8 protein-coding genes and 1 pseudogene are annotated in these 17,697 nt (G+C 40.5%); 4 read left to right on the forward strand and 5 right to left on the reverse strand.

Annotated features, from left to right (window positions below):
* The first annotated feature begins 94 nt into the window (after positions 1-94).
* Positions 95-1,630, forward strand: a complete 1,536-nt coding sequence (locus tag BM146_RS09995; RefSeq protein WP_083413482.1) for an alpha-amylase family glycosyl hydrolase — start codon at positions 95-97, stop codon at positions 1,628-1,630.
* Positions 1,631-1,997: 367 nt separating this feature from the next.
* Positions 1,998-3,179, forward strand: coding sequence for an aldo/keto reductase (locus tag BM146_RS10000; protein WP_074888122.1), 1,182 nt, complete (start codon positions 1,998-2,000; stop codon positions 3,177-3,179).
* A 54-nt stretch (positions 3,180-3,233) separates the two neighbouring features.
* Here BM146_RS10000 and BM146_RS10005 read toward each other — a convergent pair whose 3' ends face one another.
* Positions 3,234-4,523 (reverse strand): alpha-amylase family glycosyl hydrolase, encoded by a 1,290-nt coding sequence (locus BM146_RS10005; RefSeq protein ID WP_074888125.1) that lies wholly within the window; start codon positions 4,521-4,523, stop codon positions 3,234-3,236.
* 901 nt (positions 4,524-5,424) lie between these two features.
* On the opposite strand from BM146_RS10005, the pseudogene BM146_RS10010 reads away from it, so the two are divergent.
* A pseudogene (locus BM146_RS10010) lies at positions 5,425-5,592 on the forward strand (transposase); the annotation flags it as partial.
* A gap of 1,473 nt (positions 5,593-7,065) precedes the next feature.
* On the opposite strand, the gene BM146_RS10015 reads toward BM146_RS10010, so the two are convergent.
* Positions 7,066-10,344, reverse strand: coding sequence for a hypothetical protein (locus tag BM146_RS10015; protein ID WP_074888128.1), 3,279 nt, complete (start codon positions 10,342-10,344; stop codon positions 7,066-7,068).
* Between the two features lie 180 nt (positions 10,345-10,524).
* Positions 10,525-12,642, reverse strand: a complete 2,118-nt coding sequence (locus tag BM146_RS10020) for an efflux RND transporter permease subunit (protein WP_083413483.1) — start codon at positions 12,640-12,642, stop codon at positions 10,525-10,527.
* A 252-nt stretch (positions 12,643-12,894) separates the two neighbouring features.
* Between BM146_RS10020 and BM146_RS10025 the strand changes: the two genes are divergently transcribed.
* Positions 12,895-13,500: a TetR/AcrR family transcriptional regulator gene (locus BM146_RS10025; RefSeq protein ID WP_074888134.1), complete on the forward strand. Its 606-nt coding sequence runs from the start codon at positions 12,895-12,897 to the stop codon at positions 13,498-13,500.
* A gap of 223 nt (positions 13,501-13,723) precedes the next feature.
* Here the strand turns inward: BM146_RS10025 and BM146_RS10030 are convergent, their stop codons facing one another.
* Complete coding sequence (locus BM146_RS10030) at positions 13,724-16,045, reverse strand: glycoside hydrolase family 31 protein (RefSeq protein WP_074888137.1); 2,322 nt, start codon at positions 16,043-16,045, stop codon at positions 13,724-13,726.
* Between the two features lie 30 nt (positions 16,046-16,075).
* On the reverse strand, positions 16,076-17,674 hold the full coding sequence (locus BM146_RS10035) for a type 2 periplasmic-binding domain-containing protein (RefSeq protein ID WP_074888140.1): 1,599 nt from the start codon (positions 17,672-17,674) through the stop codon (positions 16,076-16,078).
* Positions 17,675-17,697 lie beyond the last annotated feature (23 nt).

Raw genomic sequence — 17,697 nt, forward strand, 5'->3', positions numbered from 1 at the left:
CAAAGATATAGTGTTTATGTATAATGGAAACGTTACCGGAACTTTTTTAACACATCGCTTCCTACAGCGATAGCTTTATATGGAGGGTTACAAAATGCCAAACTGGTTAAAAGATGCTGTTTTTTATGAGATATATCCTCAGACTTTTAAGGATACCAACAACGATGGTATCGGAGACATTCAGGGTATAATTGAAAAACTTGACTATGTGAAAGACCTTGGATGCAATGCTCTTTGGATCAATCCCTGCTATGATTCACCATTTAAAGATGCAGGCTATGATGTAAGAGACTACAAAAAAGTTGCTCCCCGCTATGGCACTAACGAGGATCTGTACAGATTGTTTGAGGTAGCTCACAAGAAGGGAATTCATGTTCTGCTTGATCTCGTACCTGGTCACACATCTGAAGAACATGAATGGTTCAAAGAGAGCAAAAAAGCTACTGAAAACGAATATACAAATCGCTATGTCTGGACCCACCACTGGATCCAGGGAATAGCAGGTCACCCTTATATAGGCGGAGAAGCTGACAGAAATGGCTGCTATATGCTTAACTTTTTCAAGTGCCAGCCAGCTCTTAACTATGGCTTCCTCAACAGAACAGAGGATTGGCAACTTCCACCTGATCATCCCGACTGTATCGCCACAAGAGAAGCCATGAAAGACGTTATGCGTTTCTGGCTTGACCACGGCTGCGACGGCTTTAGAGTTGATATGGCCGATTCTCTGGTAAAAGATGATGATGAAAACAAATCCGCTACAGGCGCCGTTTGGAAAAATATAAGACAGATGCTTGATGAAGAATACCCTGAAGCTGCAATCATCTCAGAGTGGTCCAATCCACGTCAGGCTCTCAAATATGGCTTCCACGCTGACTTCTACCTTGATCATCACGGAAATGGATACAACACTCTTCTTCGCGATTATGAAACAGAAGGCGGTGACCACAGTTTTCTTAAAAAAGACGGAAACGGTGATATCATGCGCTTTTTGCAGGACTATCTTCCAAAATATGACAGTACTAAAGAAGATGGTTACATCAGCTTCATCACTTGCAATCACGACACACCGCGCCCACGCAGAACTCTTGATATGGACGAACTTAAGATTGCATATGCCATGTTCCTGACTCTTCCCGGCGTTCCTTTTATCTACTACGGTGATGAAATTGGAATGAGATACCTTGATGTACCAACCAAAGAAGGCGGATACACAAGAACCGGCACCAGAACTCCAATGCAGTGGGATAACAGCAAAAATCACGGTTTCTCAAATGCAGACACTTCAAGGCTTTACTTACCGGTTGATAACGCAGATGATGCTCCTACGGTCGCTGATCAGCTTAATGACAAAAATTCTCTCTTAAATACGGTAAAAGAGCTTACTTCTCTTCGCCACAAATATGAAGACCTTCAGGCTGACGGTGATTTTGAAGTAGTATACGCAGAGCCCGAGTCATTTCCATTTGTATATAAGCGAGGAAAATTACTGGTTGCAATAAATCCTTCTGATAAAAAGGCCTATGTAAAGCTCCCATCAAAAGGCGAGTGCATATACTCAATTGGCGAAGTTGCGCTTTCTGATTATGAACTTAAGATGGCCCCACAGTCGTTTGCAGTAATAGGTTAAGCTTCACTTATCTGATTCAACACCTACGTTGGAGATTAGATAGTGTGTCAGAGAAGAAAGAATATGTATACGTCATATCTTACATTTGAGATTAGTTACAGCACATATAATAGAATTGATTATAGTTACGAATGCTTACGCTCCCCGCGTAAGCATTCTTGAATTAATAAGTTAACACGCTCGACAATTTCAATGATATAGCCGTAGGTCTTAGCACCGTCCGCTCCTTGACGGAACCTGATGGAAACGCAGGTCTATCCTTGCTCCAACTAATCGTATTGAACATTGTACGATAATATGTTATATTTTACTAAATTTAATTGTTAACATTTATTCATTCAAACAATTAGTTATAGGGAGATTTCTTATGGAATACAGGCAAAATAAAAAGGGCGAACCAATTTCAATTTTAGGTTACGGCTGCATGCGTTTTACGAGCGGTCCCGGTGGAATAGACATAGCCAAGGCTGAAAAAGAGATAATAACAGCCTACAATGCCGGTGTCAATTATTATGATACCGCTTATATTTACCCCGGAAGCGAAGCAGCGCTTGGAGAAATACTTGAACGTAACCATATAAGAGAAAACGTAAATATTGCTACAAAGCTTCCACAATATCTTGTTGGAAGCAGAAATGCCATTGATAAATACTTTAATGAAGAACTGAAAAGACTTCGTACAGATTATATCGATTACTATCTCATGCACCACATGACTGCCAGCAATCAGTGGGACAAACTGGTCGGGCTTGGTATAAAAGAGTGGATTGAGGAAAAGAAAAGTAGCGGTCAGATAAGAAACATCGGTTTCTCATACCATGGAAACACAGAAGATTTCATAGAAATACTCGATGCTTACGATTGGGATTTTTGTCAAATTCAGTACAACTACATGGATGAACACTCACAGGCAGGATTAAAGGGACTAAAACATGCCGCTGAAAAGAACATTCCGGTAGTAATCATGGAACCTCTTCGTGGAGGAAAGCTTGTAAATCTCCTTCCCCCAAAGGCAAAAGTTCTTATTGCTTCAAGCCCGCGCGGATATACTCCGGCAGAATATGGGCTTCGCTGGCTTTGGAATCAGCCTGAGGTTACGTGTGTTTTATCAGGAATGAATTCAATCCAAATGGTTCAGGAGAACTGCCGAATTGCTTCAGATGCAAAAGCAGGATCTTTCTCCAAAGATGACTTTGAAATAATCGAAAAGGTCAAAGCTATCATCTCTGAATCAGAGCTTGTTGGTTGCACAGGTTGCAGGTACTGCATGCCATGTCCCAAAGGTGTTGATATTCCGGCATTATTCAGGGTTTATAATATGACTGCTTTAGAGAGTAAATCCGCTGCAAGATTTGAATACGCTCAGACTGTCGGGCTTAAAAAGGAGCCGGCTTTTGCGACTCAGTGCATCGGTTGTGGTAAGTGTGAGCAGCACTGCCCTCAGAGCATTCCTATCCGGGAAAAAATAAAGGAAGCAGACAAAGTACTTCGTCCACTCCCTTATAAAGTCGGCATCAACATTGCCAGAGCATTTATGCTAAGAAAATAATATTATATGGCAGTTTATACTGAAGAAAAACTAATCTTCCACATACAGAAATCATCAACTGACACGTATGATTACCGGATCTCCGGGAAGACTTACATAGCCGTGCATGACTTCTATCGTACTCCCATCAATCAGGTTTTTATATCGTCCATCAGCCACATTTATAGGAATTATCCCCGGCTCTCCCTTGAAGGAAAACATGCCAATCATCTTCTTACCATTGCGGCTGTGAATAGCCTTTATTACATTTTCATCATAGGTCTTTGTCCTGTATGTACTGTCTGCAAAAAGAGAATCCTGTTTAATCTCATATAGCTTCTTCATAAGGTGTGTCAGATCAATCTTTTCTACAGATTCCCATTCCACGGAGTCTTTGTTAAAAAGATCGGGAAGATGTGATATTCCATACTCCTGTCCGGCATAAATAAGTGTCATGCCCTTCTGAAAATACAAAAAGGCAGTAGCATTCCTTAATACTTTTTCATTTGGGAAAAGAAATCTTGCTCTGGGCTGGTCATGATTTTCTAAAAAACGCAGCTTTATGTAATTATCCGGATATATGTACTCCTGTCTGTTGATGGCATCTGAATAATCGTGAAGTGTTCTTGTCCCTGATGCATATCCTGTAAGCTGACCATATATATCGTAGTCATACAAAATATCAAAAGCATCATACATTTCGCAATCGGAATGAGCCACCAATCCAAGCTCTCTCATATTCATTATAAATTGAGGATCTACGGATTCGCTCAGCCATATAGCTCCCGGATGAACCTTTTCAACCTCAGTTCTGGCTTTTTTCCAGAAATCTATCGGAACCAGCGGCGCTACATCACATCTGAAACCGTCAACTATTTCTGCCCACATTTTAAGTGTCTCTATCTGGTAATCCCATAACCCTTTATTGGAATAATCAAGATCAATAATGTCCGACCAGTCTCCAACCCTGTTTCCAAAAGAGCCGTCACTTTTATGGAAAAACCACTCAGGGTGTTCCATAGAAAGGACGGAATCAGGAGAGGTATGATTGTAGACTACGTCTATCATGCACTTCATGCCTGCAGCATGTATTGCAGCTACTGTTTCCTTAAAGTCATCCATGGTCCCGTATTCAGGGTTTACTGCCCTATAATCACTGATGGCATAAGGCGACCCAAGTTTCCCTTTTCTGGCTTTCTTCCCTATAGGATGAATTGGAGCAAACCAAATAATATCAACCCCAAGGTCTTTTATTCTATTAAGGCTTGGAATGACAGCTCTAAATGTGCCTTCCTCACTGAAATTCCTTACATAAATCTGATACATCACCTGGTTTCTATGAGATTTAGATGTGCTTTTTGCCATAAGCCTGCTCCTTTTCATGATTATCAGCGGTGTACGACGCTATTTTTGTTAAGCGAAGGTTACATTTGCGACTATCGTATTTGTATGAAAAAGCCAAAAACAATTCCAATGTTTTGCATTGCTGTATGCAAAAAATATGTGACATTAGTTTAAGTACAACACCATCATATCACACTCTGAGGCGGAGTATATTCATTTGGGAACAAAATAATAAAAATGCATGCATTCTTGTAAACGGACGCAGATGATGCGGAAGTTTAGACATAGTTCTGTTCACTCCGGTATTTTTCAATGTGATAAATTGGACATAAAACGCCCACAAAAGACTTGTTTCATGCTTATTCAGAACACAAGTCTTTTGTGGGCTTATTTATATCCATTTATCATCATTTCAAAATAAATCGTTCACAGAACTATGTCTAAACTTCCAGATCATCTGTTGCTCTGCTATAAAAAGTATTATCTTAGCAGTAAATAGAAAAATCCATTTTTGCCCATAGCTTTGGATAGAGCGATTTAGTATGAGCAATAGAGACTGTTAATAAAAAATAAGAGCCTCATTTCCTGTTTTGAATAAGTATGAAAGGAAATGAGGCGGGACTTCCTGAGAAGGCAAAAAATCAATTAACCACACCCCATTTTAAGGGTGCAGTTGGCAAAAAAGCTTACAAATAGAAACATTAAGCGATTATCATGGCGCAATTGTGAGGGTTTGAAAAAATCTCTGTAAATTAGATAATAGCATAGTTATAAGGGTCTTCCATGATAAAATCAATTATCATAAGGAGGCCTTTTTATAATGGCAAACAAAAAGAAGGAAGTTTTCAGCCCCAAACCGATGACAGAAGGAAAGAAAGCAGTAATTCAAGGATTACTCGATGAGTATGATATACAGTCAGCTGAAGCTATTCAGGCTGCATTTCCTAATACAGAACATCAGCGTTGCATAGTACACATGGTTAGAAATACCCTCAAATATGTCGCTAATAAGGATATGAAAGCTTTTGCCAGAGACCTCAAGACGATTTATACTGCCGCTGATGAAAAAGCCGCTCTTAAGCGCTTGGTCATCTAGTGCGACAGCCCCTTTCTTTATATGAGCGTAAGTTCTTGATTTCGTATGTCTTGGTTCTTGATTGGTAAGTCTTTTGCTTCGTACGCTTTGATTCCTAATTGAGTTGCGATAAGGACAAATTAGTAATAATCTTAGGTGGCTGGAAGCTTTAAAAAGCGCTATATGCCCAAATCAATTTCTATTGGTTGGCGATTCAAATTGGATAAATGTGATATTAACTGAGATGTGGGATAAGATCAAAAAAAATGTGACGTTTATCCTATTATGTCCTAGCGATCCTGCTGTGATGTAGGATAAAAGCGAAAGAATTATAATACTTATCCTATTCTATCCAAGCCGACTTTCTGAGACGTGGGATAAAACCTGAAATTCTATTGAAGTTATCCTACTTTTTCAGCCTTTGAGCACTACGCTTGAATGAAAAGTAGGATAAGCGCGATAAAAACCACCGATTTATCCCACATATCAGCAGAATTGTTAACAAAAAAGATAAGAGTAGTGGGATAAAAAGAGTAAAATTCAAACACTTATCCTACGCATGAGCAAGATCCACTATCAGGATTGTTAAATTCGTAGGATAAAAAGCGCTAAAATCAAGCGTTTATCCTACATCGGTTCCTATCTCCAGATTGTCACAGTGAAATGGGTATATAGCTATACTTTTTAAGTTACGACACCCATCGGCAAAATTCTCGGGAAGTGAAAATGGGCATATACGAGAAAAAATGGATTTGCACATCCATTGGATGATGGATTCGAGGCATAAACCATCTATAAAAGGGTGTGTAAATTTCAAAAATGCCGTATATACCCAAAATCGCAAGTCAAAAGTGTTGGCGAGTGGTGTTGTAATCTTGGAAAACAGGAAATATACCCAAGTCTAGTTTTATTGCAGATGGTAGAGAAGTTTAAAGCAAGCTATATTCCAAGGCAATACTTTGACGCTTAGTATGAAACATTGAAAGCTGCGTCAATGTGCCTTTAAAGTAGCCACTCCTACTGTTTCTGAATTCGGAAGCCGAAGCACCTTAAATTATCCCCCTACTGTTCCTGGATTTAGAGCCTGAGGCACCTTAAACCAGCCACACCGAAGGTGTTTGCCCTTGACGGGAGGCTGATGGAAACGCTACAATGCTGAATCCGACGGTGAGATAAAATCTACTGTTCCCATCATCCTCACCGTCGGCGAGGGATAGACGGCGTTTCCAAAGGCTAAAGTCAAGGGTGGCGTACGGATCCAAGCAGCTTACGTTTATAGAACAAAGAGTCGCTTACGACGCTTACTCTTAGCGCATTTGCATTTATGTAACATTTTCATATCGCGCAAGTGCACTTCCTTAGCTAGGTGATTTTTTATATCAGATGAAACAATTTCCAATTAATATAAATAAAGAGAACTCTGGCGTAAGCATATTGCTTACACAAGAATCCTCTTTATAATCTTCAACTATTCTTAAATATCAATTATTAAAGTGACTTGATAGCATCTGTCTTGATAATGAATTTAACGCTGCTATCGATATCTTCACTTGCACCGCCGAACGATGTGTAATTCTCTCCGGCTTCTTTGATTGCAGTCATTCTATCTGCAAACTCTGTAAGATCTCCATCGAATGCTTCGTAAAGTTTCTTGATACCCTCTTCATCAAGCTTTATAACACCATCAAGGAGTTCCTGGACACCATCATCAAGCTGTATAACACCATCGTTTAACTCGCCTACGCCATCATTGAGCTTGATTGCGCCATCATTTAGTTTTCCGGCACCATCGTCAAGCTGTCTTGCGCCGTCATTAAGCTGGTATGCACCGTCTTTAAGCTGATATGCACCATCTTTAAGCTGTGCCGCTCCATCATTAAGCTGAGATGCTCCATCTACAAGTTTGCCATTGTTAGAAACAAGTTCCTTTGTTCCATCATGGAGCTGTGATGCGCCACTACTAAGCTGTCCAAGGCCATCATCAAGAGTTCCTGCTCCATCATAAAGCTGATTTATACCATTTGAAAGAGCTGCACTACCATCTGCAATCTGCTTAGCAGCTGCAACTGCTTCCTGAATTTTACCAAGTGATGAAACATCAAGTCCTGATGCCTGTACTTTTGCAAGTACCTGATCAATCGCTGTATATCCTGCCTTTGTAGCACCTACAAGCTGACCATATGATGTGAATACAGGTGCGTTCTTCATAACCTGTTCTTTTATTACCGGAGTCATTATAGGAGCAAGTGCTGCCTGTCCTTCCGGAGTACTCATGATAGAACCAAGTTTGGCAAGCATCTGAGGACTGCTGATAAGTGAAGCAATTTTGGAATCATCCATTGTAGACATTATAGATACAAGTGTATCTGCATCCATATTCGCAATGATTGCTCCAAGAGTTGTTGAATCAACGCCTGCCATAACTGTACCAAGTGTCTGAACCGGCATCTTACTGATAAGTGCGCCAAGTGTTGTAGTATCCATACATGTCATTACTTTTCCAAGCGTAACCGGATCTAATCCTCCAACTACTTCCTGCAGCTTTTCATCATCCATTGTCTTTATAACATCAGCAATTTCTTGAGCTTTAAGGTTAGAGATAATAGTTGCTTTATTCTCTTCCAAATACTGTTTTACAGACTGTTCTGTTGCCTGCTTTACAAGATTTTCGAAATAAGCTTTTCCTTCATCATTAGTCTTAATATATTTAATGATATCTTCATTTGTTACAACCTTGCTCTCCTCAAGCATAGCAGCAATTTCTTCATCTGTATAATACTGGCCTAGTGAATCATTTTGAAGCTCGTCTAAGCTAAGAGTAGTTGTTCCTGTAGTTAAAGTCTTCGATTCTACAAGCTGATCTTCTGTAATTGTATCTGCAGCTGTTGTATCAGCAGTCGTTGTATCTGTTGCTGCAGCTGTTGTGTCAGCAGTCGTTGTATCTGTTGCTGTTGTGTCTGAAGTCGTTGTATCTGTTGCTGCGTCTTCAGTTGTTGTATCTGTGATTATTGTGGCATTTGTTGCGTCTTGAGTTGATTTTTGAGTTTCCTCAACTTCTTCTGTTTCTTCTGTTTCTTCTGTCGCATCAATACCTTCTTCATCAATACCATTTTCAGGATTTGTTATTGTATCTGTTTCTACATCCTGCTCAAGATTATCACCATTTGCCTGCTGTGTAACTGATGTTGTTGAAGTAGCCTGAAGTGTAGATTTTCCAGCTTCTACCATCTGTGCAAGCTGTTCTTTACTTTCAATCTTTCCACCTGCAAGGGTATTTATGAAAGCGTAAAGCTCATCTGAACATTCTCCACCGGAAATCAGATAGTTATATGCTGCATGATACATTGCACTCTGAGTCTTAAGTCCTTCAAGCTGTGTTGATAACTCTTTTATCTTAGTCTCATCAAATCCACCAAGTTTTGCTGAAAGAAGATCACTGAACTGCTTTGAACCTGCTGCAAGAGTTGTAGCGCCTGTCTTAGCACTTGCAAGCCCATCTTTAAGCTTTGTTGAACCAGCTTTTGCTGATGAAGCTCCATCAGCAAGCTTTGCAGCACCATCATTGATTTTGCTTGCACCATCTGTATATGCAACTATGCCATCCTTAAGGCTGCCTGTTCCATCACAGAGCTTACCGGTTCCATCATATAATGAACCTGTTCCATCATAGAGCTTACTTGTACCATCATAGAGCTTTACTGTTCCGTCCTTAAGATCACTTGTGCCATTCTTGAGTTCTTTGGTTCCGTCGTAAAGCTCTGTAACACCATCGCGAAGCTCTGTTGTACCGTCTTTGAGTTCCTTACTGCCGTCAACAAGCTTTGTTGAACCATCGTTAAGCTCTCCCATGTCATCTTTGAGATCATCAAGCTTGTCTGAATCAGAAAGATCAGTTAAACCAAAGTCAGAAAGAATATCTGAACTTGCCATTGTGATTGTCATGCCAAGTTCGAAATCTGTTGTATCAGCAGTTACTTCAAAATGATTTGTGAGTTTTTCATCAAGCTCGCCGTCTTCGTTAAGCTCTTCCCACTTCTCATCATCAATATCAAGAGATTCTTTAAGACCGGGAACTGCAACACCCATTACTACGTAGTTGCCACCATCTGAAATAACCTTACCATTTGATATCTCTACGTTTGAGAACTTATCTGAATCAAGCATCATACCTGAAACCATTGCAAATGGTGTATAAACTTCAATCTCTTTTCCATTAACTTCTACAGTCTGTTTTTCTTTATTCTCATAATCGAAACGAATTGTAACTCTTCCGCTCTTACCAGCAAGTTCCTCAGGAGAAATCTCTTTTCCATCAAGTGTGTATGTGATCTTCATATTAACAGGAAGCTCTTTGTCTGTTGTTCCCTGATAGTAGATGTCTGCACCTGAAGCATTCCAGGTAAGTGTTCCGTCGCCGTTATCTGTGAAAGTTTCCGAACCCTTTACATTTACGATATCTTTAAGTTCTGTTGTATCTGACATCTCGCTTGATGCATCTGCATTCTTGAGCCACTCGCTAACGATGACATCGTTTACTGCACCATTGGCATCAGTCTTTACATATACTGTCTCAACCTTGCCGGCCTCGGACTCACTTGAAGCAACAGCTGAATTTGTTACCATGCTCTCTTCAATCTCTGACTCAGCCTGTGTCTCAACTGCTGCAGTCTCATCTGTAACTGTATTAGCGCCGCATGCTACTGACATCATAGCAAGCATTGCTGCCATTATAACTGAAAATGATTTCATTAAACTTTTTCTGATCATGACTAATTTCTCCTCTTTATTATTATTTTAAATCTCAGCTGATGAAGTTCTGCTCTCGGCTAAAGCCTCGAAAAGGCCTCTCAGCTAATGAAGTTCTGCTCTCGGCTAAAGCCTCGAAAAATCCTCTCAGCTAATGGGATTCTCACTAGGCTCGAAAAAACCTCGCCAAGTCCTCTCAGCTCATGCCACGTGATGGATAAAATCCCCAAAATGATGGTGCTCATGGTGAACTGCCTCAACCCCCTTCATGCCGAAGGTTGTCTTAACAATGAGCCAGTCAAAGAGCATGTACATCGCAGGCAGTACCAAAAGAACTGTGAACATACTGATGATTGCTCCTCTTGCCATCAGGTTACAGAGTGAACCGATCATATCAATACTTGAAATAAGTCCAACTCCGAATGTTGCTGCAAAGAATGAAAGAGCGCTGACAATTACTGATTTCATACTTGTTGAAAGAGCTATCAACGTTGCCTCTTTCTTGTCATGTCCGTTCTTTCTCTCATTGAGGTATCTTGTTGTCATAAGGATTGCATAGTCAACTGTTGCTCCCAGCTGAATGGTTCCGATTACGACTGATGAGATGAAAGGAATTGTTGTCTTTGTATAGAACGGAAGTCCCATGTTAACAAAGATAGCAAACTCAATTACCGCAACAAGTATAAATGGAAGTGATACAGACTTAAGAACGAAGGCTATGATCAGGAATACAAGTCCGATTGAAACTGTATTAACTACGTTGAAATCATGATTTGTAATATTGATCAGATCCTTTGTACAAGGCGCCTCACCAACTACCATAGCCTTTGGATCATAGCTCTTTACAATCTTGTCCACCTGAGTGATCTGAGCATTGATCTCGTCAGAAGCTATCTTGTAATCAGTTGTTAAAAGAACCATCTTCCATTCATCGCTTTCGAGCTTATCAAGTGCATCCTCAGGAATGAACTCCCTTGGAAGTGCAGGTCCTATAAGTGAATCTGTGCCGAGTACTGCAAGGATCCCGTCTGTATTCTTCAGCTCTTTTATCATCTGGTTCATGGATGCTGAATCCAGGTTCTTATCAACAAGAAGCATGTACGCTGAATTCATCTCAAACTTCTCATCAACTTCGTTGGCACCCTGAACGCTCTCAAGGCTGTCTGGCAAAGTCTGTGTCAGGTCATAATAAACACTTGTGTGATTATTTCCGTAAATTGCCGGATACAAAAGAACAAGAAATATAGCAAGGAAAGCAAGGTAATGCTTTGCAATAAACTTTGGAATTCTGTTAAACTCCGGCATCAAAGGCTTATGCTTTGTCTTTTGAATGAGGTTGTCAAAGACAAGGATCATACTTGGAAGGATTGTTACGCATCCGATAACACCAAATATAACGCCCTTAGCCATTACAATTCCCAGGTCAAGTCCAAGTGTAAAGCTCATGAACATAAGTGCTATAAAACCTGCAACTGTCGTTATTGAGCTTCCAAGAACTGATGTGAAGGTCGCTGAAATAGCGTTTGCCATTGCATCCTTTTTGTCATCATTTCTTTCAAGCTCTTCCTGGTAGCTGTGCCACAGGAATATTGAATAGTCAAGTGTAACTCCCAGCTGAAGTACTGCACTCAGTGACTGGGTGATAAAAGAAATCTCTCCTTTAAAGACGTTGGTACCCATGTTGTAAACGATTGCCATTCCAATACTTAAAAGGAAGAAAAGAGGTATCAGATAGGAATCCATTGTCAGTGAAAGAACTATCACTGCAAGAAGTACTGCGATTCCTACATATATAGGTGTCTCTTTTTCTGCCATGTTCTTGGTATCTGTTACGATGGCGCTCATGCCACTCATAAAGCACTGCTTGTCGGAAATCTTTCTGATGTCCTCAATGGCCTGCATTGTTCCGTCTGATGATGTTCCTTCATCAAATACAACGAACATCATTGTGGCGTCATCGCTATTAAAGGCATCGTAGACTTCTGTCGGAAGCATCTCCATTGGAACTGACAAGTCCATTACGGAGTCGTACCAGATCACATCTGCAACGTGGTCCACATTTTCGATTTTTGATTTAAGATTTGCAACATCTTTTTCCTCCATGCCCTCAGCTACATATAAGACAAAAGAGCCTGTTCCAAACTGATCAAGAAGAATATCCTGACCTTTCATGGTTTCTATATCCTTAGGTAAATAAGTAAGGATATCGTAGTTGACTCTTGTGTTAAAGTAACCGATTGCGGACGGAACAAGAAGTGCTATTGCCACTATCAGTATAACATATCTCAGCTTTACAATTAAATGTGAAAGCTTATTCATAACAAACTGCCTCCCTTTTCGTTTAATAATTTTTATTTCAAGCGGAACTATTATTTAAGAAATAGTTTATTGACCGCTAGTCATTTTTTATATATTATGGTATAACATGAATATGACCATCGGTCAATATTTTTTAGATAAAAATTTTATTAAGTATTCCATTGCCGTTTAAATGAGGCATTAATAGCCGAATTTATGCAGATTGCAGCGTGGAATGCCATATGTTAGAATTAGTGAAACGAGGATATAAAAATGGGAAAAGCAGCAGATAATAAGAAATTAAAAATGGAAAATCTTCTCAATACTTCCTTTGAACTTTTCACTTCACAGGGAATAAACAAGACTTCCATTTCAGATATCGTTAATAAGGCAGGAGTTGCCAAGGGAACCTTCTATCTATATTTTAAGGATAAATATGATATAAGGAACAGACTCATCGCCCACAAATCAAGTCAACTCTTTATGAAAGCCTATGAGGCTCTCGGAGATGCCGGAATTGAAGGCTTTGAAGACAGACTTATATTTATAATGGACTATGTTTTAGATGAGCTCGAAGCCAACAAGGGACTTCTTGCTTTCATATATAAAGACCTTTCATGGGCAGTATTCAAAAAAGCCCTCACTACACCTACAAACAGTGAGGACATTGATTTTGGAGAAGTATACAGGAAAATGATTGAAGAGTCCGAGCTTGAATTTCAAGACCCGGAAGTAATGCTCTTTCTTATAATAGAACTGGTTGGTTCAACCGGCTACAGCTCCATAATGTATAATGATCCTGTATCCCTTAATGACCTTAAGCCACATCTTGAAAAAACAGTTAGAAATATCATAGAAACTCATACCGTAAAACATTAAAAAAGGAAAGCCAGGGGGACGGTTAATTTGACTAATGATGACTTCTTGAACTAAATTTCAGAAATACGCATATACTGCGGATTTCGTGAGAATATGAGTGAAGAGTCAGCCAAGCCTCATCGACGAAGTCGATTTAAAATGGCTTGGTTGATGCATTCTTAAAATTTTAATTTAAGAATGCATAATAAGTCAAATTAACCGTCCCCGCTGACTTCCCTGAAGTTTATCCCAGTACTTCCAATATCGCATCCTTCATCTTTTCAGAAATATCAAGCATGCGTATGCTTTCCACAGATTGAAGCTCTCCTCTAAGATAAGCATCATATATTCTCTGTTTCTGGTCATAGCTGAATTTACATCTCTTAAGGAAATCAAACAGATCCTTTTGAGTGTCATTGCGGCCAGGAGTCACGTTTTCTATGACAAACTCTGCACCCTCAGATGTTTCAACACCATCAATTTCCACATAGACCTGCCCTGTTTTTTCGTCACGGTCATATCCTTCAACCGGATTTGCACCGCACAGAACAAGCTTATAGTTTCTCTTTTCAGGTAAAAGAGCTGTTTTGCCCGTTGCTGCATATATCCTTACCACAAGCCTTCCAGTTGCCTTATCATAGTGCTGGCTTATTTTAGTAAAGCCTCCGTTGTCGTTCATATACTCATTGGTATTACCATCATCTTCGTAAAGAGTGTACTCACCATCTGCACCAATTCCAAGATAAACTGTTAGTTTTGAAGGAAGATTATTCACATCCTCATCAATGTCTGTGGACATTGGAACGATGCCTCCGGCCTTTATAAGCACAGGCATCTGCTCGATCGGCCTGTAGAGCTTTCTCATCTTCTCGCCTTCGTAAACTCTTCCATTAAAGATATCAATCCATCTTCCCTTAGGAATAAAGCTCAAAACTTCTCCCATCATAAGCTCATCGTCAAGCTTTGAGGTAATAGGGAAAACAATAAGCTCACTTCCAAAATAGTAGCCGTTTCTTGAATGGTATGCCCCCTCTGAATCAGGACTGTTGTAGTAAAGAGGCTGCATGAGAGGCTCGTCGTTTCTGTACGCCTCATAATTTGCAGTGTACAGATAAGGTATCATTTTGTGCCTTAGTCTCATGAAATCATCCACTATGCTGCGCATAGGCTCCGGAAGGTTCCAGGGCTCTTTGAAAAAGAACGGATTGCATGAACTGTGAAGTCTCATGATCGGCGAAAATACGCCGAACTGCACCCATCTGCAGGTTCTCTCGCAGTCCTCTTCTCCGTGCATATGTCCACCTATGTCATGGCTCCACCAGCCATATCCGACATTTGATGCGGTTGAAGTAAAGAATGGCTGAATATCAAGGCTTATCCAGGTAGCACAGGTATCACCTGAAAAACCGATTGGATATCTATGGCTTCCTATTCCTGCAAAGCGGGAGAATATCATAGCTCTTTTCCCGCGGCGAAGCTGATCTAAGTAGTGATAGTGGTTGAGGATCCAGAGAGGATCTACACTTCCTGACTTTGCCTTAGTGCCCTGCTGCCAGTCTATCCACCAGAAGTCAACGCCATCCTCTTCATAAGGCTGCATTACCTCTTCGAAATAGGCATCTACAAAGTTCTTGTCCATGAGGTCAAAATCAACAGCTTTTTTGGTCGCAGGATCAATTCCCATTCGCCTTGCCACTTTGTCATACATAACCTCAAAAGCTCTGATGCCATCAGCCGGATGAAGATTTAATGTAACAGCTTTTCCTCTTTTATGAAGTTCTTTTAAAAATCTCCTGTAATCCGGAAAATACTCTTCATTCCATGTATAACCGGTCCAACCGCTTCCATACTCACTGCCTACGTCGGTCAAATGCCAGTCCATATCTATAACAGCAACCGTGATCGGAACATTTTCTTTTTCAAAGCGGTCCATCAGCTCAAGATAGCTTTTTTCTGTGTACTTTTCATACTTGCTCCACCAGTTGCCAAGTGCATACCTTGGGATCATTGGTGCTTTGCCGCACAAATAGTAAAAGTCCTTTAAAGCTTCTTTAAATCTCTTTCCATATCCCCAAAAATAAATATCTTTTTCTGGATTTTGTCTGTCAAAAATCTCCTCCCCAGAAAGTTCGCAGCTCTCTCCATCGTCGAACCATGCGTATCCCTCTCTTGAAAAAAGACCTTTCTCATAAAGAACTACTCCGTTGGTCTCATCAAGAGTTCTCACAGTTCCAAAAAGATTCCATCCATTTTCTCCATAGTTCCAGACAATTTCGTTATCCAAAAGCTTTATCTTAAGCCCTCTGGGAGAAAAAGCTCTTTTGTCATAACATACTTCAAGCCTTTTCGTCCTAAATAACAATTTGTCTTCTTCGTCGCAGATAATATCCACATCCACCTGTGGAAAATCCCTGTTTAAAACTACCTGTGTTGCATTGTCTGTAAAATGTCCGTTTTCCTCATATTCCAGACGGAGCAAGCTCTCCGTCAAAACACTGATACGAAAGCTTGCTCCCTGAATTATGTTTTCTTTCGGACAAATGGGTTTAAACTCATATGTCTTCACTAAAAACAACCTCTTATATCCTAAATTAAATTACTTGTTTGAATTGTATGTATTATAAGCATCCTGCTGGATCTTGATGAAATCGTTATATCCCATTGTCTCCAATGTTCCGATATAATTATCCCACTGCTCATTTATGCCGCCCTCTGTAACCCATGTTGCCTGATTTGATGCAACATATGCGTCAAGATCAGTGAAAAGAGTTGCAAGTGTGCTAAGCTGGTCATTTGTATAACTTACGTTAGGGAATGCTTCTTTTGCGAACTTGCTAAGTTCCTTATCAAGTGCAAGCTTGGAAGCATCACCGTTTTCAGCAGCGTACTTTACTTTGTCGTTAAATCCGTCAGCAACATACTTTGGTCCAAAGTCTCTAAGTGACTGGATCCATGCAAATGTATCAGCTGAGTTTCCATCCTGTGGCTCAAGTATTGTGTATGTGCCATCTGCTTCCTTTTCAACACCGATTCCAAAAGAACCATAGAAATTCTGGATTGATGCATCTTCTGTGTAGAACTTATCTACCCATGCAAGAAGTGGACCAGGGTTTTCGCAGGCAGAAGTTACAACGAACTCATATCTGCTGTAATTCCAGTGCTCAGGGTCTGATGAGATGTACTTTTCTCCATCAGGACCGGCAAGTGCAGGAAGTGCTACGTACTCTCCGGCATTTGCACCAAATGTTGCATCTGCTGTCCAGCCCGGAGCTACACCGATGATAGGTGTCTCATTCATAAGCTTTGCATCACGCATTGAAGTATCTTCTGTGAAAAGCTCAGGATCAATAAGTCCCTTTTCAAAGCACTCATGCATCCATTCAACGCCTTTTTTGTATCCTTCAGTCACAGGAAGATATACAGGCTCACCGTTCTGGATAGCCATCATGTATGTTCCATCTGCGCCGAGTGTTGTTCCAAATGGAAGGCAGAAGAACATAACTGAATCAGCATAGCCCTGTCCGAAAGGAATCTCATCGTTAGGATCCCCATTTCCGTTGGCATCGTTTTCCTTGAAGGCTACAAGAACCTTCTCAAACTCTTCATAAGTCTGTGGTACTTCAAGTCCCAGATTATCAAGCCATTTCTTGTTGATAAACATCTGGTTTGCTACAGTTGGTCTGCAAGGCTTTTTGGATGGAAGTCCATAGATATGTCCGTCTACAGAAGTAGCAAGAGCCTTCATTGTAGGATCACTTTCAATGATGCTCTTAAAGTTTGGCATATACTCATCAATATAATCGTCAAGAGCTATGAATGATCCTGTGTTTGTAAGGACATCTGATTCTGAGAAACAAATTGCCCCCATAAATGCGTCAGGAAGATCTCCTCCTGCTAAAAGAACTGCTTTTTTGTCACCCCAGTCTGAATTAAGGATAGTATCCCACTTTACAGATATTCCGGCTTCACCTGCTGCCTGATCAGGGAATCCTGTGTGGTAATCCTCTCCCCAATCAGCCCATCTTACTGTTGCTACCTCGTAAGAAGCTGCATTGGCACCTGCTCCCTGTTCTGCTACCGCAGCTGCTGTGGTAGTACTGTCAGATGTTGTTGCTGTTTCAGCCGCCTGGCCACAGCCCGCGAGCATAGTTGTCAGTGCCAGTGCTCCCGCTACCAAATTAAACTTTCTTCGCATTATTTTTCTCCTTCTCTAAAAAT

It is taken from the genome of Butyrivibrio proteoclasticus, assembly GCF_900115735.1.
Taxonomy (GTDB): Bacteria; Bacillota; Clostridia; order Lachnospirales; family Lachnospiraceae; genus Butyrivibrio; species Butyrivibrio proteoclasticus_B.

Bases quoted from the DNA above. Each gene is read 5' to 3' on its own strand.
- BM146_RS09995 (WP_083413482.1), top strand. From the start codon at position 95: ATGCCAAACTGGTTAAAAGATGCTGTTTTTTATGAGATATATCCTCAG.
- BM146_RS10000 (WP_074888122.1), top strand. From the start codon at position 1,998: ATGGAATACAGGCAAAATAAAAAGGGCGAACCAATTTCAATTTTAGGT.
- BM146_RS10005 (WP_074888125.1), bottom strand. From the start codon at position 4,523: ATGGCAAAAAGCACATCTAAATCTCATAGAAACCAGGTGATGTATCAG.
- BM146_RS10015 (WP_074888128.1), bottom strand. From the start codon at position 10,344: ATGATCAGAAAAAGTTTAATGAAATCATTTTCAGTTATAATGGCAGCA.
- BM146_RS10020 (WP_083413483.1), bottom strand. From the start codon at position 12,642: ATGAATAAGCTTTCACATTTAATTGTAAAGCTGAGATATGTTATACTG.
- BM146_RS10025 (WP_074888134.1), top strand. From the start codon at position 12,895: ATGGGAAAAGCAGCAGATAATAAGAAATTAAAAATGGAAAATCTTCTC.
- BM146_RS10035 (WP_074888140.1), bottom strand. From the start codon at position 17,674: ATGCGAAGAAAGTTTAATTTGGTAGCGGGAGCACTGGCACTGACAACT.